Raw genomic sequence first — 19803 nt, forward strand, 5'->3', positions numbered from 1 at the left:
CATTTCGGTGACGGAGATATCAGGAAAGAGGTGCTGTTCCATGCAGAAACGGAGAACGGATTACCATGTACATCCCAACTATTCCATTGATGCTTCGCCGGTTACCATGTATGAGTATTGTGAGAAAGCATTACAATTGAACCTGGCAGAGATCTGTTTTACTACCCATGTGGAACTGGACCCGGTCAGGGAGCAGGTGGAGAATTTTGTTTATGTGGACGGTCGCCGGGTTCCGGTCCACGACCCCCATTGGCTGGACCGGTACTTTCAAGAATTACTGGAGGTGCGGGAAAGGTTTAATGAGGAAGGTTTGACGGTGCGGGCCGGGGTCGAAATCGGGTATTGCCCCGGTGTAGAAAAAGACATCGAAAGAATGATAGACAATTATCCCTTCGATTATGTGCTGGGGGCGATTCATTGTCTCGATCACATTTCCATTTCCTCCAAGAAAGAAAGCCCGGTTTACTTTCGGCGGAAAAGTGTCACCCAAATGGCCCAAGCCTACTTCCGGGTGCTGATGGAAGCGGTCCAAACCGGCTTATTTGATTGCATTGCTCATGTGGATCTCTATCGCAGGTACGGTTACAGCTTCTACGGGGATGCCGTTTTCACGGCCCATCGAGGATTCATTGAGCCGGTTTTTGCGGAGATGGCACGAAGGGGAATGGGTCTGGAAATTAATACTTCCAGCCGGCGCCGCGGGTTACAGGATTTTCACCCGGCGGAAGAAATTCTTTCATTAGCCGCCCAGCATGGCATCGCCATTTTTACCGTCGGATCGGATGCCCATTCCCTGGCGGAGCTGGGCGGGGATATTGATGAGGCTCTGGCGCTGCTGGAGCGGTACCGGCTGGAAAATTATGTCTTTACCCAAAGGAAACCTTGTCCTACCCGTGATGCTGCATGAGCTGCCTGGCTTTGACCAGGCGGGCCAGAGCTTGCAGGTGGGTGATGAGGGCCAGCAAGATTAAGACCAGGGGGACTTGATTGAAAATACCTCCCAGCATGATCAGGAACAGCCGCCCGTCCCGGTTGGCGGGAAGGTAATGCAGTACACCGTCGTGAAGTTCGGGTATATAGGTGCTGCCCGTGAGAGCATGGTATTTTTCCTTAAAAAGCATGGACATGGGGATGCCGGTTAGCGCCAAGACACCGAACACTAAAGCGGAAGGATGGGCTGCTTGGGCATACCAGCCGTAAACCATGCCGAACACAATCATGTAATCCGCGTACCGGTCCAACACGGCGTCGAAAAGGGCGCCGAATTTATTTTGAAGGAACTTCAACCGGGCAATTTCCCCGTCAACCCCATCCAGAATGGAACAAAACTGGGCCAGCAGTCCTCCCGCCCAGGGCCGGCCCAGGCCGAAAGCCAGTGCCGAGGCTGCCGCCACTACCAGGGAAAGGAAGGTAATCTGGTTGGGGGTAACTTTCGTTTTGGCCAGCTGCCGGGTAATCGGCAGGGAAAAGCGGCGGTTGAGGTTTTTGGAAATAAACCCGTCTTTGGAAGGTATCAAGGCGTTAAGGAGCATTTTTTCCGCTTGCAGGTGACTGTCCCTGTCATCCACATCGATCCAGCGGCCGCTGATGAAATGGAGTTTTAGCCGTCCTGCGGCGGCCAGGGCATTGACGGCATCGGTGAGAGCATATGCTCCCTTATCAATGGCAGCCCCGAGGGCATCGAGCAGGGTTCCGGTGCCCATAAACAAGCCGCAATCGACGGAGGAAAAATTTTTCAGGTCTTTTCCCAACCTTTCCGGCTTGTCGCCGGACATTTTTATTTTGGTGCATTCCTCTAAGTCAAAGACCTGCTCCAAATCGCGGTCCGCGGCCAGCAGGACCTGGTCCGGCGCCAGGCGTTGTTCTTGCGCCAAAAAGTCCTGCAGCACCTTTGGCTCGAAAATGTGGTCTGCCATGACCAGCAAGAATCTTTCGCCGGGGCGGTAGGCCCGGTGAAAAGTATAGGCGGAGACACCGTTGCCTAATGCCCAATCCGGGTTGTGCAAGTACTCGACGGCTACGCCTAACCGCTTCCCGTCCCCCAGGTGGGTTTCGATTTCCCTGCGGTAACGGCCGGTGATCACGACAAACTCCTTGATACCACAGGCCCGCAAAGAGAGAATGCTTCTTTCGATTAAAGATAAGCCGCATAAACGGATAAGAGGCTTGGGCCGGTCAAAACTAGCCCTGAGCCTCTTACCTTCTCCGGCGGCCAGGATCACCGCTCGCACTATCGTTCCCTCCTGCCGGCAATGAAATCTTCCACCATCTGTTTGGCCTCCGTATCGGTGTATTGTACCGGAGGAGATTTCATGGTGTAGGCGGAAATAGAATGGAGGATACCGCCGGTGCCCCGGTCTAAGGCCAGTTTCATGCAGCGGATGGCATCGATGATGACCCCCCCGCTATTGGGAGCATCTTCCACGGATAGCTTCACATCCAAAGTGAGGGGGACATTGCCGAAGCCCCTGCCTTCCATGCGAATATAGCAGATCTTGTTGTCGTTCAACCAGGGGACGTAGTCGCTGGGACCGATGTGAATCATATCATCTGCCAGGGAGACTTTCAGCTCAGATTGCACGGATTGGGTTTTCGATTTTTTCTTGGATGTTAACCGGCTGTGGTTGAGCATGTTCAGGAAGTCGGTGTTGCCGCCAAAGTTCAATTGGTAAGTACGGTCTAGGATAACACCCCTGTTTTCAAACAACTTGGTCAGGGTACGGTGGACAATGGTGGCCCCTACTTGGCTCTTAACATCATCGCCGATAAGCGGCAGTCCTTTTTCCTGAAATCTTTTCGCCCAGGCGGGATCCGAGGCAATGAAAACCGGCATGGCGTTAATGAATCCTACACCGGCTTCCAAACAGGCTTCTGCGTAGAAGCGGGCTGCCTGTTCTGAACCGACGGGCAGGTAGTTAATGAGCATTTCGGCGCCGGATTCTTTCAGCACTTTAACCACATCGCAAGGTTCCGCGTCGGCCACGATAAAGCGCCGGTCATCGGGATAATCGGCCATGTGTTCCGAGACCCCGTCCAGGACATGGCCCATCTGGACGGTAACAGGATAATCCGGAAGGTTCTCATAAAACACCGTGGTGCAATTCGGCTTGGCAAAAACAGCTTCCTTCAGTTTCTTGCCGACCTTTCGTTGATCGATATCGAAAGCGGCAACGATATTAATGTCACCGGGAGTGTAACCTCCCAGGTTGTCATGCATTAAACCGATGGTGTTCTCCGGTGAGTGTTTGTACATTTCAATACCTTGCAGTAAAGCGCTGGCACAATTGCCGATGCCTGCAATAGCGACATTGATTTTACCCATGTGCATTCCCCTCCCAAATAATAATGTGTAATTTATTATTCAGGCGGGCTCATCCGGATTTCACCCAAAAGAAAACACTCCTTAATGCGGGAGTGTTTGACAAATCCATTAGTATAGTATTCTACAAGGAAAACCACTCCCATCAAGCCAAGCTACCCATGAACAGCCTAAAGGAATGCTCTTTCCTTGCTTTATTAGCACTCATCTAGCAGCGCTGCTAACAACATTATAGCAGAAATTTTGGTAAAGACAAGGTGGCAAGATAAAAAAAGTATTTTATTTTTCTTAAATTGTTATTGCCTGCAGGGATGAAAAGGGCATCAAACAGGATCAAAGAAAGCCGCTGTCTATTTCCAGACGAGCGGCTTCGGTGACAATCACATATGAAGCTTGGTTGCGGGGGAGGGATTTGAACCCACGACCTTCGGGTTATGAGCCCGACGAGCTACCAGCTGCTCCACCCCGCAGCAATACTATATCAGCTTTCACGGAACCTGTCAAATCCCAAAAATTGTGAGGACAAAGGAAGACGGATGCTGTCATCCCGCTAACCTATTCCGCCCGCGGCCCTGTTGTTGCTGAAAAACGGGTCTTGCCGGGAGGATGAAACTATGCTAATTTACCAGTTGACCCTGCATGGCTGCAGGAGTAATTGACATGAAAACACGGGCAGCATGGGTGTCAAGGTGTCTGCAGGTAACCGGCATCCGCTAAGTGCGGCAGGAGAGGAAGCTCAATGGGACGCTGTTTAAATTGCCGCACCGGGGCAAGAATAAGGGAAGATAACCAGTTAGAGGGGATTAGGCATGAAAATACGCCATTTAGGGCACCAAGTTTTGGTGATCAAGGAATTCGTACAAGGGGTGTTTCCCCTGGTGGATGAGGAACTGCAAAAATGGGCGGCCCTGTTGGAGCACTGCCCTTGTGAAGCGCTGCGGTACCAGGCTTTGGCCAGTATCCGGACAAAGCGTTTTCACGCCCAGGGAGGCAGCATTTACGCTTTGTTTCCGGGAGTTGAGGTCAAGCCCTTTGTCCGTTTTGTGGTGGCCTTGCAGACCATCAGTGATTACCTGGATAATCTCTGTGACAGGGCCGGCGTCTATGAGGAAAAGGCCTTCCGGCAGCTCCATTTAGCCATGCAGGATGCCGTGATTCCGGCCCGGGAGCCGTGCCATGATTATTACAAGTTTTTTCCCTATCAAGATGACGGAGGCTATCTCAGCGCCCTGGTCCGGGAGTGCCGGGAAGTCATTACTGGGTACCTGCCGGGTTATGGACAGGTTCAGGAGGACTTGTTGCGGCTAGTCAATTACTATATTGATCTGCAGAGTACCAAACATCTCAGTCTGGACGTGCGGGAGGAGATGATGCTTAACTGGGCTGCCAGGCACAAACCGCCCGAACTCACTCCCTGGGAATTTGGGGCTGCCACCGGTTCGACCCTGGGGATGTTTATGCTGGCAGCGGCGGCTTTCAAGGAAGATTTGACAGCCCAGGAGGTCTTACAAATTAAAGAAGCATATTTTCCCTGGGTGACCGGGTTGCACATTCTACTGGATTATTACATTGATCAAGAAGAAGACAGGGAGGAAGGGGACTTGAACTTTCTCCATTACTACGGCGACGGGACTACCTGTCAACAAAGGCTGATTCTGTTTGTGGAGCAAGCTTTAGCTAAAACAGCCGCTTTGCCTGAACACCTTTTTCATGAGTTGGTCATCAAAGGATTGCTGGCGATGTATTTATCCGATCCTAAAGCCGTGCAGGGAGATAAGAAAGGAATTACCAGCCGGATCCTGGCCGCCGGAGGGTACAAGGCTTTGATCATGCACCGGATCTGTCAAAAGCTAAGAGCTTCAAAAAAACTATAACCTTTAATGCATGCGCTCCAGGACATAATCTGCAATGGAAGCCAGCATTTTTGTGGCGTTAGAACTAGGAAATACACCCAATTGTTCCTTGGCAGCCTCCACGAACATTTTGGCCTCCTCCTGTGCCGCATGAATGGCGCCTGAGTCTTCCAAAAGGCTGGTGAGCTCCTGCAAGGCAGCCGGGTCCCCGGGCAGCCGGTCTAAGAGTTCGCCGGTCCTACTGCCGTACTGGGGGTGATGCACGAGTTTGATCAGAGGCAGGGTGAAGTAACCCTGGCTCAAATCCAGTCCGGTGGGTTTGCCCAGGGTTTTGCTGTCCCCTTTGAGGTCCAGAATATCGTCAATGATCTGAAAAGCATAACCCAACCACCGGCCGTAATTCTGCAAAGAAAAAAGTTTTATGGGTTCGCTGCCTGCCAGCAGCGGCCCTACAGAGCAGCTGGCAACGATGAGTTTGCCGGTTTTTTTTTCAATCCGCTCTAAATAGAGTGCTTCCGATTGGATGCATTTACCCCTGGCCAGTGATTGCTCTATTTCACCGTCGCACATGGCTTCAATGGCGTCAACCACCAGTTCCAGCACGGGTAATAAACGAGCAGAAGAAAGCAAGCGAAAAGCCCTGGCGAACAAGAAATCCCCGGTCAAGACAGCCACATGGTTGCCCCAACGAGCGTTGATAGAAGGTAGACCGCGCCGCGTATCTGCATTATCAATAATATCATCATGAACCAGTGAAGCCATATGGATTAATTCGATGGCGGAGGCGCATGTTACCACGTCCTCAAAATCGGCGTTGAGGAGTCGCCCTGAAAGACAGGCCAACATGGGGCGGATTCTTTTGCCGCCCGCTTCCAAGAGGTACTGGGACACTTCTTTGACGGCGCCGCAATTCTCGCTCAGGATGGCGCGCAGTTTTGTTTCTACTGCGGCCAATTCCGGCAGGAAACCGGTGCCGGCCATGAGGTCCCGGATTTGTTCATTTTGGCGAAAAGATAATATTGTTTTCATGGATAATCATCCCCGTGTTTTTCTGTCTGAGTAAGATTATTCCCTTTTTGTCCTTATTTAAGTAATGATTTGCGGTGTACCGGTCTTTGAGAAAGGAGCTTGACTGCCGTTGCTTTAACAAGTTAAAATGGTAACAGCCAGAAACCATTAAGGGTAAGGAGAGAGGAAGATGGAGAGGAAGAGCAAAAGGATTTTATTATTTCTGCTAGTTCTTGGACTGGCGGTAGCTTTGATTGGCTGCAGCGGGAGTTCAGAGGCACCGCCGCCGGCAAGGGAACAGGGTGAGCAATCCCAGGCCGAAGGGGATGCCAATGCCGGTGAGGTAGTCGACGCTTTGGATGTAATTAAGGAAAAAGGAGTGCTGGTCGCCGGGCTGGATGATTCCTTCGCGCCCATGGGTTTCCGCGATGAGAATAATGAACTGGTTGGTTTTGACATTGATATGGGTGAGGAAATCGCCAAGCGCATGGGTATTAAGATTGAGTGGCAGCCGACCGATTGGGACGGTGTGATTTCCGCCCTGCAAACGAAAAGGTTTGACGTGATCATTTCCGGCATGACCATTACCGAGGAACGTGCTAAGCAGGTCAATTTCACCCAGCCCTATGTGGTAGCCGGTGTAGTGGCTCTGGTGAGAGCGGGAGATGACAGGGTCCAAACCGCCGAAGACTTGGCCGGGAAAGTGGTGGGTATTCAAGGCGGCAGCAGCGGGGAAGAAGTTGTGAAGGAACTGGAAGGCTTGAAGGAAGTCAAAAGATACAAGCAGTTCCCCGAGTGCCTGGCGGATCTGGAAATCGGCAGGCTTGATGCAGCCATCGTGGACGTAACCGTGGCGGCACACTTCTTGGCCCTGCGTCCCGGGGTTTTTGAGATTGCCACACCTTTGAACGAAGAATTGTTTGCCATTGCCACCCGGAAAGAGGATACCAAGTTGCTGGACGAGTTGAACAGGATCATATCCGAAATGAAGGCTGATGGCACTTTGGAACAGATTTCCATGAAATGGTTTGGTGAAAACGTCGTTCCAGAATAAATCGACAGCTTGGTGAGTGAGCATGGATTCCTTACAGTTTATTTGGTCGGTTCTGCCTGTTTTGTTAAAAGGAATGGTCATGACCATCCAGTTGGCCGTCTTGGCCATTCTTTTTGGCACCATCATTGGGCTGCTGATAGCCTTGATGAAAATTGATCACCGGCCTTGGCTTAATAAAATTGGGGGATTATACACCTGGTTTTTCCGGGGAATCCCCCTTTTGGTTCAACTAATTTTCCTGTACTACGGCCTGCCGGCCATTGGAATTGTTCTGACACCCTATGCGGCAGCGGTCATAGGTTTAAGCCTTTGCGGGGGTGCCTATATTGCGGAAATTATCAGGGCCGGCATCCAATCTATCGAAAAAGGACAAATGGAAGCGGCCCTGTCTTTAGGTATGACCTACGGCCAGGCCATGCGCCGGGTCATTATCCCGCAGACTTATCGCCGCTTGTTGCCTCCCATGGGAAATGAATTCATTACTCTATTGAAAGACGTTTCTCTGGTTTCTGTTATCACCATGGTGGACCTGCTCCGCTCGGCTCAATTGCTGAACCAAACATATTTCCGTCCTTTTGAGCTGTATGCCACCGTGGCGGTCATCTACCTGATCCTTACGAGTATTTTTACTGTGATCGTAGGATATATGGAAAAGAAACTCACCTTACCTGAATGATTGATGCCGGAGGGACCTTTGTGATCCGTATTTCCAATGTCTCCAAAAGTTTTGGCAAGCTCAAAGTCTTGCAGAATGTGTCTTTAGAAGTAAACCAAGGGGAAGTTGTCGTTATCATCGGACCTAGCGGTTCCGGTAAAAGCACCCTCTTGCGCTGTTTAAATTACTTGGAAGTAATTGATGAAGGCTCGATCACGGTCAACGGTTTTACCATTGATAACGGTAAGCGTCATGCCAGGTCCAAGGAGATTTACCAACTGCGCCAGGGGATCGGGATGGTCTTCCAGCGGTTTAACCTCTTTCCCCATATGACTGCCTTGGAAAACGTCATCGAGGGATGTATTACCGTGAAGAAAATGCCTGTCCGGGAAGCCAGGGAAAAGGGGATGGCTTTGCTGGCTAAGGTGGGCGTGGCAGATAAGGCAGATTCCTATCCCGGCCAGTTGTCCGGTGGGCAGCAGCAACGGGTGGCTATTGCCCGTTCCCTGGCCATGGAGCCGCAGATTATGCTGTTCGATGAACCGACTTCCGCCCTAGACCCTGAATTAGTAGGAGAAGTACTGGCGGTCATGAAGGATCTGGCTCGAGAAGGGATGACCATGGTGGTGGTGACCCATGAAATGGGTTTTGCCAGGGAAGTGGCGGACCGGGTCATCTTTATGGATGAGGGACGGATACTGGAGGAAGGCACCCCGGAAGTAATCTTCAGCGAACCGAAGCATTCACGGACCAGGGAGTTTTTGCGGAAGCTTTTATAAACGAGCTGGAGGGATACTATGTACTGGGATAAACAGGGTAGAGAGAACACTGAAAAGACGGTGCAACTGGCCATTAAGCGGGCCAAAGAGCTGGGTATCGAGTACTTAGTAGTTGCCTCCAATACGGGGCGTACTGCCAAGTTGTGCCTGGGACATGGTTTGCAAGTGGTTTGCGTCACTCATCATGTAGGCTTTTCCGCTCCCGGTGAAGATGAAATGCCCGCCGATGTGCGGCGGGAATTAGAGGCTCAGGGTGTCAAGTGCCTGACGACAACCCATTTGATGGCCGGGCTGGACAGGGCATTGCGCTTTAAGTTCGGCGGCGTTTACCCGGCGGAGATTATTGCCGCAAGCCTAAGAATGCTCGGGCAAGGGCTAAAAGTGGCTGTGGAAATTGCTGGAATGGCCTTGGATGCGGGGTTAATCCCTTATGGCCAAGAGGTCATTTCCATTGGTGGCACAGGTCAAGGGGCTGATACGGCCATCGTGGTGTTACCGGCTCACTCCCAAAAGTTTTTCGATACTAAAATCAAGGAGATTATCTGTAAACCGAGGGATTTCTAGCAGGAACAAGCGTGTTGCCTGCGGCACCGCCCAGTCTAATGCGCTGGGGCAAGTTAGGGCTCTGCTGCCGTTTTTGGCAAAAATGATTAAAGATGCTTGAGGGGGTGGTGTTGCCATCGATGTCAGTTGAGCTGCCGGACAAAATAATTATTCGGGGAGGATGAACGTGGAGGCAAGCTTTCAAGTTATCATTGCAATGACCCTTTATATTTTGATGGTCATAGTCATTGGACTGTATTATGCTGGACGTGCAAGTGAAAGTAGTCATAATTTCTTGATTGGCGGTAGATCCCTTGGTCCTTGGGTTACCGCCATGGCGGCAGAAGCTTCTGATATGAGCGGTTGGCTGTTGATGGGGCTGCCGGGCGTTGCTTACTGGTGTGGTTTGGCTGACGCAGCCTGGACGGCTATTGGACTTGCCATCGGTACGTATTTAAACTGGTTGTTCGTGGCCAAAAGGCTTCGGGTTTACTCCCATGTGGCCGGAGATGCCATTACCATCCCGGACTTTCTCAGCAATAGGTTCAAGGAAGAAAAGAAAGTTATCCTTACTATTGCAGCTTTGTTTATTCTCATATTTTTCAGTGTTTATGCTGCCAGCTGCTTTGTCACCGTTGGGAAACTATTCAGCACCTTATTTAATACCTCGTATGTGTCTATGATGATTGCCGGTGCCGTATTTGTGGTGCTTTATACGTTCATCGGCGGCTTTCTGGCCGAAAGTGCTTCCGATTTTATGCAGGGTGTAGTCATGTTCTTTGCGTTGTCTGTGGTATTGATTTTTGGCGTGGCCCATGCCGGAGGCATTGGGGCTGTGATCGCCAACGCAAAATCCATACCTGGCTTTTTTGAGTTCTTTGGCATTGCCCAACCTCAGGTCGTCGACGGTGTGCAGCAACTTGGGGCCGGCGGTCGGCCTGTATTTGGTGATGCAGCCGTCTACGGGTTTATCACCATTGTTTCAACTTTATCCTGGGGCTTGGGATACTTTGGCATGCCGCAAGTCTTGTTGAAGTTTATGGCTATTAGGGATTCGGTGGAGCTAACCATGTCCAGGAGAATCGCGGTGGTTTGGGTCGTTATTTCTCTTACGGCGGCTGTTTTCATTGGACTCATAGGCCGTATCCTTTATCCGGCGGAGCTGCTTACGCAAAGTGCGGCGGAAAGAATCTTTATTGTCATGTCCATGGACTTTTTCGTACCTTTTGTGGCCGGCATTGTGATGGCCGGTATCCTAGCGGCAACCATCAGTTCTTCAGATTCCTACCTGCTGATTGCTGCTTCTGCTCTTTCTAAGAATATCTATCAAGGCATCTTGAAAAGGGATGCCACGGACAAGCAGGTGTTGCTGGTTTCCAGGCTGACGCTCCTCATTGTTGCGCTGGTGGCCATGGTGATTGCCTTGGATGAGAACAGCGTAATTTTCATGGTTGTTTCCTTTGCCTGGGCCGGCTTCGGTGCCACTTTTGGCCCGATCATGCTGTTCTCCCTTTTCTGGAAGAGAGTGACGCGAGCCGGGGCCATTGCCGGCATGATCACCGGCGGCAGTATGGTATTCATCTGGAAGCTGCTCATCCGGCCTTTGGGCGGTGCATTTAACATTTACGAACTGCTGCCGGCATTCCTGTTGTCATGTCTTGCTATTGTGATTGTATCTTACCTGTCGCCTGAAGAGTCCAAAGAAATCCAAGACGAATTTGACCTGGTACGGAATATGGTGGCTTAAAGGATGGGAGAGCTGTAACGGCGCTACAGCTCTCCGCCTTCTTATCCCGCGACCCACCGGCTTTGCTTACTCCGGCCTTTCGCTAGAAAGCCCACTTGTGGGCATAGTGCTCCTGCACGCTGTTGAGAGCTTCCCCAAAGCGCTGGAAATGCACCACTTCCCTTTCCCGGAGGAACCTGAGGGTATCAATTAAATCCGGGTCGTCGGTCATCTGAATTAAATGCTCGTAAGTGGTACGGGCCTTCTGTTCTGCCGCCATGTCTTCGTGGAGGTCCGTCACCGGGTCTCCGGTGGATTGAATGTAAGCGGCGGTCCAGGGCACGCCGTTGGCGTCCACATAGTAAAGGGCCCGGTCATGGTGGATATAGTATCCTGCGGCGCTGGCCTCTTTGATTTCTTCCAGGGATGCATTTTTCATGAGCTTATATACAAGGGTGGCAATAATCTCAAGATGAGCCAGCTCTTCCGTGCCGATATCGGTTAACAAACCTTTGGCTTTACCGGTGGGCATGGTATAACGCTGGGTGAGATAGCGTAAAGCTGCGGACAGCTCACCGTCCGGTCCCCCGTATTGGGCCAGGAGCAGTTTGGCCATTCTTGCGTCAGGTTTGCTCACTTTAGCCGGGTATTCCAACTTCTTTTCATAAACCCACATGGATGCATGCCTCCTTTTCTATAATTCCCAGGGCCAGGGATCATCGGTCCAGGACCAGCGGTCGACCTTTGATTCACCAAAGGCCATCAGGGGCCCGTAATAGCGTTCGTATTCTGCCTTCACCTGCTTGAGACGTTCGACAATCTGGTTATAGTCGTCCACAGGTTGCCTTTGTTCCGGGTGGATGTCCATAAAAAGGGTCAGCTCAATAGCGGCAAATTCCAATTCTTGAATTTGGCGTAAGAGTTCTCTTCTTTTGGGATCCATTTGGTAACCTCCTCCGGTGCTAGTATCTTCCGTAAGGTTGATAGAGTTCAGGGAATAATGTACCTTTCATCAAGGCTTCCCGCGGTGAAAAGGTACGTCCGTAGCGCTGCCAGGGAACATAAGCCGTGGCCAGCCTCAGTTTGGGAGGCCTGATGATACCGGCGTTTGGATCGTTAAACATCCTGTTGTCCATTAATACTCCCCCTACGACATAAATGTTTTTTTTTATATAGTATGGAATACTTTGCCGATGGTGCCAAAATAAAAAAGGCTCTTTAAACGAGCCCTTTGGCCAGTGACTGCTGGATGGCGGTTATACAATGTGTCAGGAAAACGTGATAGTCGCTTTCGATAATGTGGAGAGATTTGCCGATAATTGCTTGGCAATCCGCGGGAGTGAGGGATAAGGAATAAAAGTTGTTTAGTTTTGCCGCATAATCCTGAGCCAGTGCGTCTTCATTTCCTTGAATGGTGAGAAAACGCTGCAGCACGAGAGGTGCTCTGTCAGGATGCGATGCTTCCAGGGCGCAGGCCAGTTTTTCCACCTGGCTCAACAGGTTAGTGCCGTTTTGGGCCTCAAATAGATGTTCCCAAAGCTGCGGGTATTGCTGGGACAGTCTTATTTCAATCGCCATTTCAATAAAATTATGTCCTCGCCACAAGGCATGATCCGGGTGCACCCCCAGTGCGACCACATCTTGTTCAATAAGAGCTGCCTTTTGATAGGCATAACCCCGGCCGTTTTGATAGGCAATGTCGCTGAAGTAATCCAACCCGGGCAGATCGATCCCGTGCAAGACCGCCCCCAGTCTCAGTGCAGGGGAAGTCAAATGTTCCCGGAAGGGAGCTTCGGTGGAACGATGGGCTTTGCGCCAGAGAATGCCGGTACCTACCAAAATGTCTGGCAAAACACTGCCCAGCGCCGTAGGGGCATCCATTTCATTCAAGGTGCAGTATGACACATAGATATGACTTAACGGGTACATAACCTTCAGTCCTTTATCACTCTTTGAAATCATATTACGTATTAAAATCCGTCGTGTCAATCGTAATTCCCGGGTTGACAGGTTGCATTGGCAAGAGTTACAATCTTGAATTACAGTGAAAGGAGATGAAAAAAGCTTGTCAGTTAATCCTGAATTGATTAAGAGCAACGTGTCAATCAAGCCGGACTATCGTGTGTTAGTGTTGTTGAGTTTGGGTCATTTGGCCGCTGACATCAATCAGGGTGCTTTACCTGTGATTCTGCCCAGGTTGTTCACTGAGTACGGGTTGTCCTATACCTTGGCGGCTACCATCATGATGGTTTTTAATTTTAGCTCTTCCATCATCCAGCCTGTTTTCGGTTGGTATAGTGACAGGAAAACAGCCTTATGGTTACTGCCGGGAGGAGTGTTGCTGGCCTCTTTAGGGATGGCCTTGATGGGATTTGCCGGGAATCTCGGCCTTATTTTATTACTGGTTCTGCTGAGCGGCATCGGAGTCGCCAGTTACCATCCCGAAGGTTCTAAAGCTGCTCATTTTGCCAGCGGTACCGCCAAAGCATCAGCCATGTCCATTTTTTCCGTTGGGGGTAATTTAGGTTATGGTTTGGGAGCGGCTATTATGGCAGCCTTTCTTGCGGTGGGGGGAGTGAAGGGGACAGTCTACCTATTGATTCCGGGGATTATTGTCGCAGGGCTGCTGTGGCATTACTTGCCCTACATACCCAGTGCACCCCGTGGCTCCGGCGCGGCGAAAGGTGGTGCGCCTGAAAGTTCCGGCAGCCAGGTGTACTGGAAGCCCCTCATCCTGTTGTGCATCATCGTAGTGCTGCGATCTTTCATTCAGACTGGGCTCACTACCTTCATCCCTCTTTATCTTGTGACTTATCTCGGGGCGTCGGAGAGTTACGGCAGCACGCTGATTTCCGTTTTCCTATTGTCAGGTGCTGTCGGTACCGTGTTGGGGGGACCCTTAGCGGACCGCATGGGTAAAACGAAATTAATCGCCTGGTCCATGGGTTTAATGCCGCCGTTGATTCTGTTGTTCCTGTTTGCGCCGCCCTGGCTAAGCGTGATAGCCTTAAGCCTGACCGGCGGGGTATTGATTTCCACGTTTTCTTCTACCATCGTGCTGGGCCAGTCTTTCATGCCCAACGCCGTCGGGATTGCTTCGGGGCTGATGCTGGGGTTTGCCATCGGTACCGGTGGACTGGGGGCCGTGTTACTGGGATTGGTGGCTGACCACCTGGGGATTGATGTGACGATGTTGACCATAGCTTTCTTGCCGGCCGTTGGCTTGCTGCTGTCTCTCATCTTCGCTAAAGTGCAGCGGAAGTACGTCGGTGTGGTGAGCTAAAAAGAACCGCAAGGTTCTTTTTTTTGAACTCGCCAAGCATTGACGCCCTTGGCTTGAGAGGCTTTTGGAACAATTTACTACTATCCATCCCTGAGATGGACGAGTATAATCTTAGTATACAAGTGATAATTCCCATTTTTTCCTTTACACTCTGAGGAACGTTGATTGTGGGAGCTCGAGCTGGTGGACAAGGGGGTGTTACCGTTTTAGAGTGTTTGGGAAAATTTGGGGATGCAATTCAATCCTAATCTTTGGAAAGGGGTAACGAGATGAAGTTAGCAAAGTATCTGGCAACCGTGGCACTGGTTCTGTCTTTGGTGGTTTTACCGGTCCTACCAACGGAAAGTGCAGATGCGGCAAGTAGATATGTAACTAACTATAAGACCACGTACTATTACTCCTACTCGGTTCCAACTCAGACGGTTAATTATACAACCACTTACAAATTGTATTATGATACTGCCACAGGTAAGTATTATTGGGTACAGCAACCTGCCTCACAAACTCCTGTAACACCCGGCAATACCGGTAATGCGGGCAACTCCGGCAGCACCGGTACACCTGCTAAGCCGCAGGAAACACCTACCCAGCCCCAAAAGCCGGCTCCCAGCCCCTCTACCCCGTCTAATGCCAGCAGTTTTGAAATGCAGGTAGTGGAGCTGGTAAACCAGGAGAGAGCTAAAGCCGGATTAAAGCCTTTGACTTATGATGCCCAGCTGTCCCAAGTGGCAAGATTAAAGTCTCAAGACATGAGGGACAAAAAGTACTTCTCCCATACGTCACCCACTTACGGTTCTCCCTTCGACATGATGAAGAAGTACGGTATCAGCTACCGTACGGCAGGGGAGAACATCGCTGCCGGACAAGCCACACCGGCGCAAGTGGTGCAGGCATGGATGAATAGTTCCGGCCACAGGGCTAATATCCTGAACAGCCAGTATACTCATATCGGCGTGGGTTATGCCCAAGGCGGCAGTTACGGTCACTACTGGACCCAGATGTTTATCGGTAAATAGAAATCAACTTTAACTCTTAAAGCCACAGTTGACCCTGTGGCTTTTTTACATGATTTTTAGTATACTTATTAAAATAGATAGACTTTGCACAGGTTTTAGAAGAGGAGAGATGGATGTTGGGCAAAACTCTGGCGGAAAAAATCATTGAGCAGCACTTAGTTTCAGGGAAAATGGTGCCGGGTGAAGAAATCGCTATCAAGATCGACCAAACCCTGACGCAGGACGCTACTGGCACCATGGCTTATTTGCAGTTTGAAGCCCTGGGGATCCCGAGAGTGAAAACGAAACTTTCGGTTAGTTACGTGGATCACAATACTTTACAGAACGGGTTTGAAAACGCCGACGATCACCGCTTTTTGCAGACTTTTTCCAAGAAATACGGTCTTTATTATTCCAAAGCCGGGAACGGTATCTGCCATCAAGTGCATTTGGAACGCTTTGCCAAGCCCGGTGACACGCTGCTGGGCGCTGACAGCCACACTCCTACCGCCGGGGCCATGGGGATGCTGGCCATCGGAGCCGGCGGTTTGGATGTAGCCACGGCGATGGCAGGAGAGCCTTTTTACCTCCGGATGCCCAGTATTACCAAAATCGAGCTGCGCGGTAAACCGGCTCCTTGGGTGACGGCGAAGGATATTATATTAGAAGTGTTACGCCGCTTAACAGTTAAAGGTGGCGTTGGGAAAATCATCGAATATGCCGGTGATGGACTGCAGCACCTGACCGTGCCTGAAAGGGCCACGATTACCAACATGGGGGCGGAACTCGGTGCTACCACCTCTATTTTTCCCAGCGATGAGTTAACCCGCCAGTATCTTAAGGCCCAGGGTAGGGAAGAGGACTGGCAGCCGCTGGCGGCGGATCCGGATGCCGTTTATGCCGAAGAAATCGTCATCCAACTGGACGAACTGGTGCCCCTGGTAGCCTGCCCCCATAGTCCTGATGCGGTGCGGCCTGTAGCGGAATTAGGGGAAATCAAGGTCGATCAAGTGGTGATAGGGAGCTGCACCAATTCCTCCTACAAAGACCTGATGCAAGCGGCTTGGATTCTGAAAGGAAAGAGAATCCATCCGGACGTGAGCCTGGTGGTGGCGCCGGGATCCCGCCAGGTGATGAAGATGCTAGTCGACAACGGGGCCCTGGGTGACCTGATCATGGCGGGAGCCCGTATCTTGGAGTGCGCCTGCGGTCCCTGCGTAGGGGTGGGACAAGCACCTGCCACCAATGCCGTTTCGGTGCGCACCATCAACCGCAACTTTGAGGGTCGAAGCGGGACCAAGAGTGCACAGGTGTATTTGGCCAGCCCGGAAGTGGCAGCCGCCGCAGCCCTGGCCGGGAAGCTGGTAGACCCGCGTACCCTGGGCGAATATCGCAGCGTCCCCATGCCGGACAAGTTTATCATCGACGACAGCATGATCTTGCCGCCGGCGGAAAACGGGGCGGAAATAGAGATTATCAGGGGTCCGAATATTAAACCCCTGCCGATCAATGAAGCTTTACCGGAGGAAATTGAGGCACCGGTTATTCTCAAAGTGGGGGACAATATTACTACCGACCATATCGTCCCAGCCGGTTCCAAAGTACTGCCCCTGCGTTCCAACATTCCTGCCATCTCGGAATATACTTTCTCCGGCATTGATCCTGCTTTTGCCGCCAGGGCTAAAGAAGCAGGCAAGAGTTTTATTGTCGGTGGCGAAAACTATGGGCAAGGTTCAAGCCGGGAGCATGCTGCGCTGGCGCCCATGTACCTGGGGATTAAAGCCGTGATCGCTAAATCCTTCGCTCGAATTCATAAAGCCAATTTGATTAACATGGGGATCCTGCCGCTTACTTTTGTTAACAGCCAGGATTACGACGGCATCGACCGGGATGATCGCTTGCGCGTTGTGAACCTGCCGGCACAGCTGCAAGCAGGGAACAAGATCGTGTTCCAGAACCTCACCAAGGGAACGGAAATCGTGCTGGAACACAACCTGACCGGCCGGGAGTTGGCCATTGTGCTGGCCGGTGGTCTGCTAAATTATGTAAGAAAATCACGGGCACACTGATACGGTGGAGAGGCCGCCAAAGGCCTCTCTTTTTTTCATGCCCGGCATTCGCTGAATCATATTGACAGCGAATTATTCGGTTGGTAAAATAAAAACATCAAACCCCATGGGGGTATATTTAAGGGGAGGGAATACGATTGCCGCCTATTTCGAGGAGGACTTTCATCAAAAGAGCCGTTGCGTCGAGTGTCGCAGGCACTGTCGCTTTGTCGGGAGCCGGGAAATGGGCAAGGGCTGCGACCGGCAGTGGAGCCGTGGGCACTTTAATTGATTTAAGTAAGTGTAATGGGTGTAAGGAACGGCCCGTGCCGGCTTGTGTGGAGGCCTGCCGGACGGAGAATAAAGAAAAGTTTCCCCGGGTAGAAGTAAAAGACATCCCCAACTACTGGCCGCAGAAAAAGCATGAGGACTGGTCCGGCAAACAGGACTTGATAAATCGCCTGACGCCGTACAATTGGACCTACGTAGAAACGGTCCAGGTGGAACATGAGGGCCGGCAGTATGAGCTGCACATTCAACGCAGGTGCATGCACTGCGACAACCCGCCTTGTGCCAACCTGTGCCCATTCAGTGCTCAGGAAAAGACCCCGGAAGGCCCGGTGTTAATTAATCACTCTCTTTGCTTTGGAGGAGCCAAGTGCCGTGACGTCTGTCCCTGGCAGATACCGCAGCGACAGGCGGGGGTGGGTTTATACATGCAGGTGGCGCCAAAGTACGTGGGTGGCGGTGTAATGTACAAATGTGATCTCTGTTATGACAGGATTAAGGCGGGAGGAGTACCGGCTTGTGTGGAAGCCTGCCCCCGGGAGGCCCTGTTGTTTGGTGCAAAGGAAACAATGTTACAAGAAGCCCGGGCCAGGGCCCAAGGGATGAACGGTTACATTTATGGTGAGGTTGAAAACGGTGGGACCTCTACCTTTTACGTATCGCCGGTACCTTTCGAGAAAATCCATGAGGCCCTGGTTGAGAAAGGGGCAGTCCCGGGTATGAAACCGGAGGTAGAGAATTACCTGGATTCGGTGAACGGCATCGCTAAGAGTCTGGTCATTGCCCCGCTGGCCGGGATTTTTGCCGCCGGCTATGCTGCGGTCAAAACCATGAAAGGGGAGGAATAGGAATGCAGCGACATAACCTGGCGGTCCGTATCCAACACTGGTTGGTGGTGCTCTCCACCTTTACGTTGATTTTTACCGGGATTGGCCAGATGCCCGTTTACAAGCGGTACATGGTGGACCAGTTACCCGGTTTAGCTTGGAGTTCAGATTATGGCATTACGGTGATGCTGCATTATATTGCCGGCATCGTGCTGGTCTTTGCCGCCGTTCTTCATCTTTGTTACCTGTTTTTTACGAAGAATTATGACATTATCCCCAGGAAAGGGGACGTGAAGGAAAGCTTCTTAATTATCAAGGCCATGTTCGGCCTGGGAGAAGAACCGCCCCAAGGGAAATACCTGGCGGAGCAGAGACTGGCCTACGCTTATATGGTCTTCTGGTTCGCTGTAATCATCATCACCGGGATAGTCAAGATGATCAAAAACTTCCCGGGCGTGTACTTGCCCGCAGGTTTTATATCCCTCAATACCCACCTACACAACTTGTCGATGATATTTCTCTTGCTCGGCATCATCGCCCATTTGGCGGCTTTCCTGCTAAAGCCCAACTGGCCTCTCGTGCCGAGTATGTTTACCGGTAGGGTTAATCCGGAATATGCCAAGAAGAGACATCCCTTGTGGTACTATGCGAAACTGCACCGGACGGATAAACCCTCAGCCTGAATGCCTGTACCGCACAGGCATTTTTTCTTTGCTGTCTTTTGCAAGAAAATTCTTTGAATTTTGATTGACTTCATGGCCTGGAATTCATATAATGGAAGTTAAGAATGAATGGTCATTCATCAATTTGAAAGGGAGACCCTTATGCCGATCAAAAAAGGAGAAAAATACCTACAGATACTGGAAGCGGCCGTCAAGGAATTCGCCGAAAACGGTTATCACAAGACGCAAGTGTCACGCATTGCTAAGGAGGCCGGAGTAGCTGACGGAACCATTTATTTGTATTTTGAGAGCAAAGAGGACATCCTGATTTCTTTGTTTACCGAAAAGATGGGGGACTTTGTAGCCGCATTGAGGAATAAACTGGAGGCGTCAAAGGGCTTCTGTGAGCAGTTGAAAACCTTGGTTTACCACCATTTAGAAATGCTGGGGGCTAACCCGGCTCAGGCGATGGTGACGCAAATCGAGTTGAGGCAAATAGATCCTAAGATAAATCAGGGCATTTCCGCTCCGCTTAAGAGTTATTTTAATGTCATTGAGGAGGTGATCCGGCTAGGACAGCAAGAGGGACAGGTGAGCAAGGACCTGGATGTAAGACTGGCCCGCAAGCTGGTCTTTGGTGCCATTGATGAAGTAGTTACCTGTTGGGTAATGACCACCAAAAAATATGAACTAATCTCCCTGGCTGAGCCACTGTATGCCATGCTCAAAGCTGCATTGGTAAAAAATAAATAAAAAGGAGGAA

Annotated in this window: 20 protein-coding genes and 1 tRNA gene; 13 read left to right on the forward strand and 8 right to left on the reverse strand. The window is 51.0% G+C overall.

Annotated features, from left to right (window positions below; genetic code table 11):
* Positions 1–40: 40 nt before the first annotated feature.
* Positions 41–907 (forward strand): histidinol-phosphatase, encoded by an 867-nt coding sequence (locus tag GXX34_02585; protein HHW06414.1) that lies wholly within the window; start codon positions 41–43, stop codon positions 905–907.
* On the opposite strand, the gene GXX34_02590 is transcribed toward GXX34_02585, so the two are convergent.
* The 3 genes from GXX34_02590 to GXX34_02600 form a co-directional block, all read right to left on the reverse strand.
* The gene (locus tag GXX34_02590; GenBank protein ID HHW06415.1) at positions 888–2231 is read right to left on the reverse strand and encodes an NTP transferase domain-containing protein; all 1344 of its coding nucleotides are present in this window, start codon (positions 2229–2231) and stop codon (positions 888–890) included. The genes GXX34_02585 and GXX34_02590 overlap by 20 nt on opposite strands.
* A complete protein-coding gene (locus GXX34_02595) occupies positions 2231–3322 on the reverse strand; it encodes an inositol-3-phosphate synthase (protein HHW06416.1) in 1092 nt (363 codons plus the stop codon). Before GXX34_02595 ends, GXX34_02590 begins: the two co-directional genes overlap by 1 nt.
* 391 nt (positions 3323–3713) lie before the next feature.
* Positions 3714–3789: transfer RNA gene (locus GXX34_02600), tRNA-Met, on the reverse strand.
* Between the two features lie 339 nt (positions 3790–4128).
* On the opposite strand from GXX34_02600, the gene GXX34_02605 reads away from it, so the two are divergent.
* Positions 4129–5193, forward strand: a complete 1065-nt coding sequence (locus tag GXX34_02605; protein HHW06417.1) for a tetraprenyl-beta-curcumene synthase family protein — start codon at positions 4129–4131, stop codon at positions 5191–5193.
* 3 nt (positions 5194–5196) lie between these two features.
* Here GXX34_02605 and GXX34_02610 read toward each other — a convergent pair whose 3' ends face one another.
* Positions 5197–6201, reverse strand: coding sequence for a polyprenyl synthetase family protein (locus tag GXX34_02610; GenBank protein ID HHW06418.1), 1005 nt, complete (start codon positions 6199–6201; stop codon positions 5197–5199).
* A gap of 169 nt (positions 6202–6370) precedes the next feature.
* Here GXX34_02610 and GXX34_02615 point away from each other — a divergent pair, with 169 nt between their 5' ends.
* The 5 genes from GXX34_02615 to GXX34_02635 all read left to right on the forward strand — a co-directional run bounded on the left by GXX34_02615 (position 6371) and on the right by GXX34_02635 (position 10958).
* The gene (locus GXX34_02615; protein HHW06419.1) at positions 6371–7234 is read left to right on the forward strand and encodes an amino acid ABC transporter substrate-binding protein; all 864 of its coding nucleotides are present in this window, start codon (positions 6371–6373) and stop codon (positions 7232–7234) included.
* A gap of 22 nt (positions 7235–7256) precedes the next feature.
* A complete protein-coding gene (locus GXX34_02620) occupies positions 7257–7910 on the forward strand; it encodes an amino acid ABC transporter permease (GenBank protein HHW06420.1) in 654 nt (217 codons plus the stop codon).
* Positions 7911–7930: 20 nt separating this feature from the next.
* Entirely contained in the window at positions 7931–8668 is a 738-nt protein-coding gene (locus tag GXX34_02625; protein ID HHW06421.1) for an amino acid ABC transporter ATP-binding protein, read from the forward strand.
* Positions 8669–8686: 18 nt separating this feature from the next.
* Positions 8687–9232, forward strand: coding sequence for a hypothetical protein (locus GXX34_02630; protein HHW06422.1), 546 nt, complete (start codon positions 8687–8689; stop codon positions 9230–9232).
* Between the two features lie 160 nt (positions 9233–9392).
* Positions 9393–10958, forward strand: a complete 1566-nt coding sequence (locus GXX34_02635) for a sodium/proline symporter (protein HHW06423.1) — start codon at positions 9393–9395, stop codon at positions 10956–10958.
* Between the two features lie 82 nt (positions 10959–11040).
* On the opposite strand, the gene GXX34_02640 is transcribed toward GXX34_02635, so the two are convergent.
* The 4 genes from GXX34_02640 to GXX34_02655 form a co-directional block, all read right to left on the reverse strand.
* Positions 11041–11613: a manganese catalase family protein gene (locus tag GXX34_02640; protein HHW06424.1), complete on the reverse strand. Its 573-nt coding sequence runs from the start codon at positions 11611–11613 to the stop codon at positions 11041–11043.
* A gap of 18 nt (positions 11614–11631) precedes the next feature.
* On the reverse strand, positions 11632–11880 hold the full coding sequence (locus GXX34_02645; GenBank protein HHW06425.1) for a spore coat protein CotJB: 249 nt from the start codon (positions 11878–11880) through the stop codon (positions 11632–11634).
* A gap of 19 nt (positions 11881–11899) precedes the next feature.
* Entirely contained in the window at positions 11900–12061 is a 162-nt protein-coding gene (locus GXX34_02650; GenBank protein ID HHW06426.1) for a spore coat associated protein CotJA, read from the reverse strand.
* Positions 12062–12155: 94 nt separating this feature from the next.
* On the reverse strand, positions 12156–12866 hold the full coding sequence (locus tag GXX34_02655; protein ID HHW06427.1) for a hypothetical protein: 711 nt from the start codon (positions 12864–12866) through the stop codon (positions 12156–12158).
* Positions 12867–13002: 136 nt separating this feature from the next.
* Between GXX34_02655 and GXX34_02660 the strand changes: the two genes are divergently transcribed.
* The 6 genes from GXX34_02660 to GXX34_02685 all read left to right on the forward strand — a co-directional run bounded on the left by GXX34_02660 (position 13003) and on the right by GXX34_02685 (position 19793).
* Positions 13003–14220, forward strand: coding sequence for an MFS transporter (locus GXX34_02660; GenBank protein ID HHW06428.1), 1218 nt, complete (start codon positions 13003–13005; stop codon positions 14218–14220).
* 269 nt (positions 14221–14489) lie between these two features.
* Positions 14490–15236: a hypothetical protein gene (locus tag GXX34_02665; GenBank protein HHW06429.1), complete on the forward strand. Its 747-nt coding sequence runs from the start codon at positions 14490–14492 to the stop codon at positions 15234–15236.
* Positions 15237–15352: 116 nt separating this feature from the next.
* Positions 15353–17284 (forward strand): aconitate hydratase, encoded by a 1932-nt coding sequence (locus tag GXX34_02670; GenBank protein HHW06430.1) that lies wholly within the window; start codon positions 15353–15355, stop codon positions 17282–17284.
* A 137-nt stretch (positions 17285–17421) separates the two neighbouring features.
* Positions 17422–18399 (forward strand): 4Fe-4S dicluster domain-containing protein, encoded by a 978-nt coding sequence (locus tag GXX34_02675; protein HHW06431.1) that lies wholly within the window; start codon positions 17422–17424, stop codon positions 18397–18399.
* Positions 18400–18401: 2 nt separating this feature from the next.
* On the forward strand, positions 18402–19061 hold the full coding sequence (locus tag GXX34_02680) for a cytochrome b/b6 domain-containing protein (protein ID HHW06432.1): 660 nt from the start codon (positions 18402–18404) through the stop codon (positions 19059–19061).
* 141 nt (positions 19062–19202) lie between these two features.
* On the forward strand, positions 19203–19793 hold the full coding sequence (locus GXX34_02685) for a TetR/AcrR family transcriptional regulator (GenBank protein ID HHW06433.1): 591 nt from the start codon (positions 19203–19205) through the stop codon (positions 19791–19793).
* Positions 19794–19803: the final 10 nt, after the last annotated feature.

This window comes from Clostridia bacterium (assembly GCA_012840125.1).
GTDB lineage: Bacteria > Bacillota > DULZ01 > DULZ01 > DULZ01 > DULZ01.

Coding starts and splice junctions, on each gene's coding strand:
- GXX34_02585 (HHW06414.1), top strand. CDS start 41: ATGCAGAAACGGAGAACGGATTACCATGTACATCCCAACTATTCCATT.
- GXX34_02595 (HHW06416.1), bottom strand. CDS start 3,322: ATGGGTAAAATCAATGTCGCTATTGCAGGCATCGGCAATTGTGCCAGC.
- GXX34_02605 (HHW06417.1), top strand. CDS start 4,129: ATGAAAATACGCCATTTAGGGCACCAAGTTTTGGTGATCAAGGAATTC.
- GXX34_02610 (HHW06418.1), bottom strand. CDS start 6,201: ATGAAAACAATATTATCTTTTCGCCAAAATGAACAAATCCGGGACCTC.
- GXX34_02615 (HHW06419.1), top strand. CDS start 6,371: ATGGAGAGGAAGAGCAAAAGGATTTTATTATTTCTGCTAGTTCTTGGA.
- GXX34_02620 (HHW06420.1), top strand. CDS start 7,257: ATGGATTCCTTACAGTTTATTTGGTCGGTTCTGCCTGTTTTGTTAAAA.
- GXX34_02630 (HHW06422.1), top strand. CDS start 8,687: ATGTACTGGGATAAACAGGGTAGAGAGAACACTGAAAAGACGGTGCAA.
- GXX34_02635 (HHW06423.1), top strand. CDS start 9,393: ATGAACGTGGAGGCAAGCTTTCAAGTTATCATTGCAATGACCCTTTAT.
- GXX34_02640 (HHW06424.1), bottom strand. CDS start 11,613: ATGTGGGTTTATGAAAAGAAGTTGGAATACCCGGCTAAAGTGAGCAAA.
- GXX34_02645 (HHW06425.1), bottom strand. CDS start 11,880: ATGGATCCCAAAAGAAGAGAACTCTTACGCCAAATTCAAGAATTGGAA.
- GXX34_02650 (HHW06426.1), bottom strand. CDS start 12,061: ATGTTTAACGATCCAAACGCCGGTATCATCAGGCCTCCCAAACTGAGG.
- GXX34_02655 (HHW06427.1), bottom strand. CDS start 12,866: ATGTACCCGTTAAGTCATATCTATGTGTCATACTGCACCTTGAATGAA.
- GXX34_02665 (HHW06429.1), top strand. CDS start 14,490: ATGAAGTTAGCAAAGTATCTGGCAACCGTGGCACTGGTTCTGTCTTTG.
- GXX34_02680 (HHW06432.1), top strand. CDS start 18,402: ATGCAGCGACATAACCTGGCGGTCCGTATCCAACACTGGTTGGTGGTG.
- GXX34_02685 (HHW06433.1), top strand. CDS start 19,203: ATGCCGATCAAAAAAGGAGAAAAATACCTACAGATACTGGAAGCGGCC.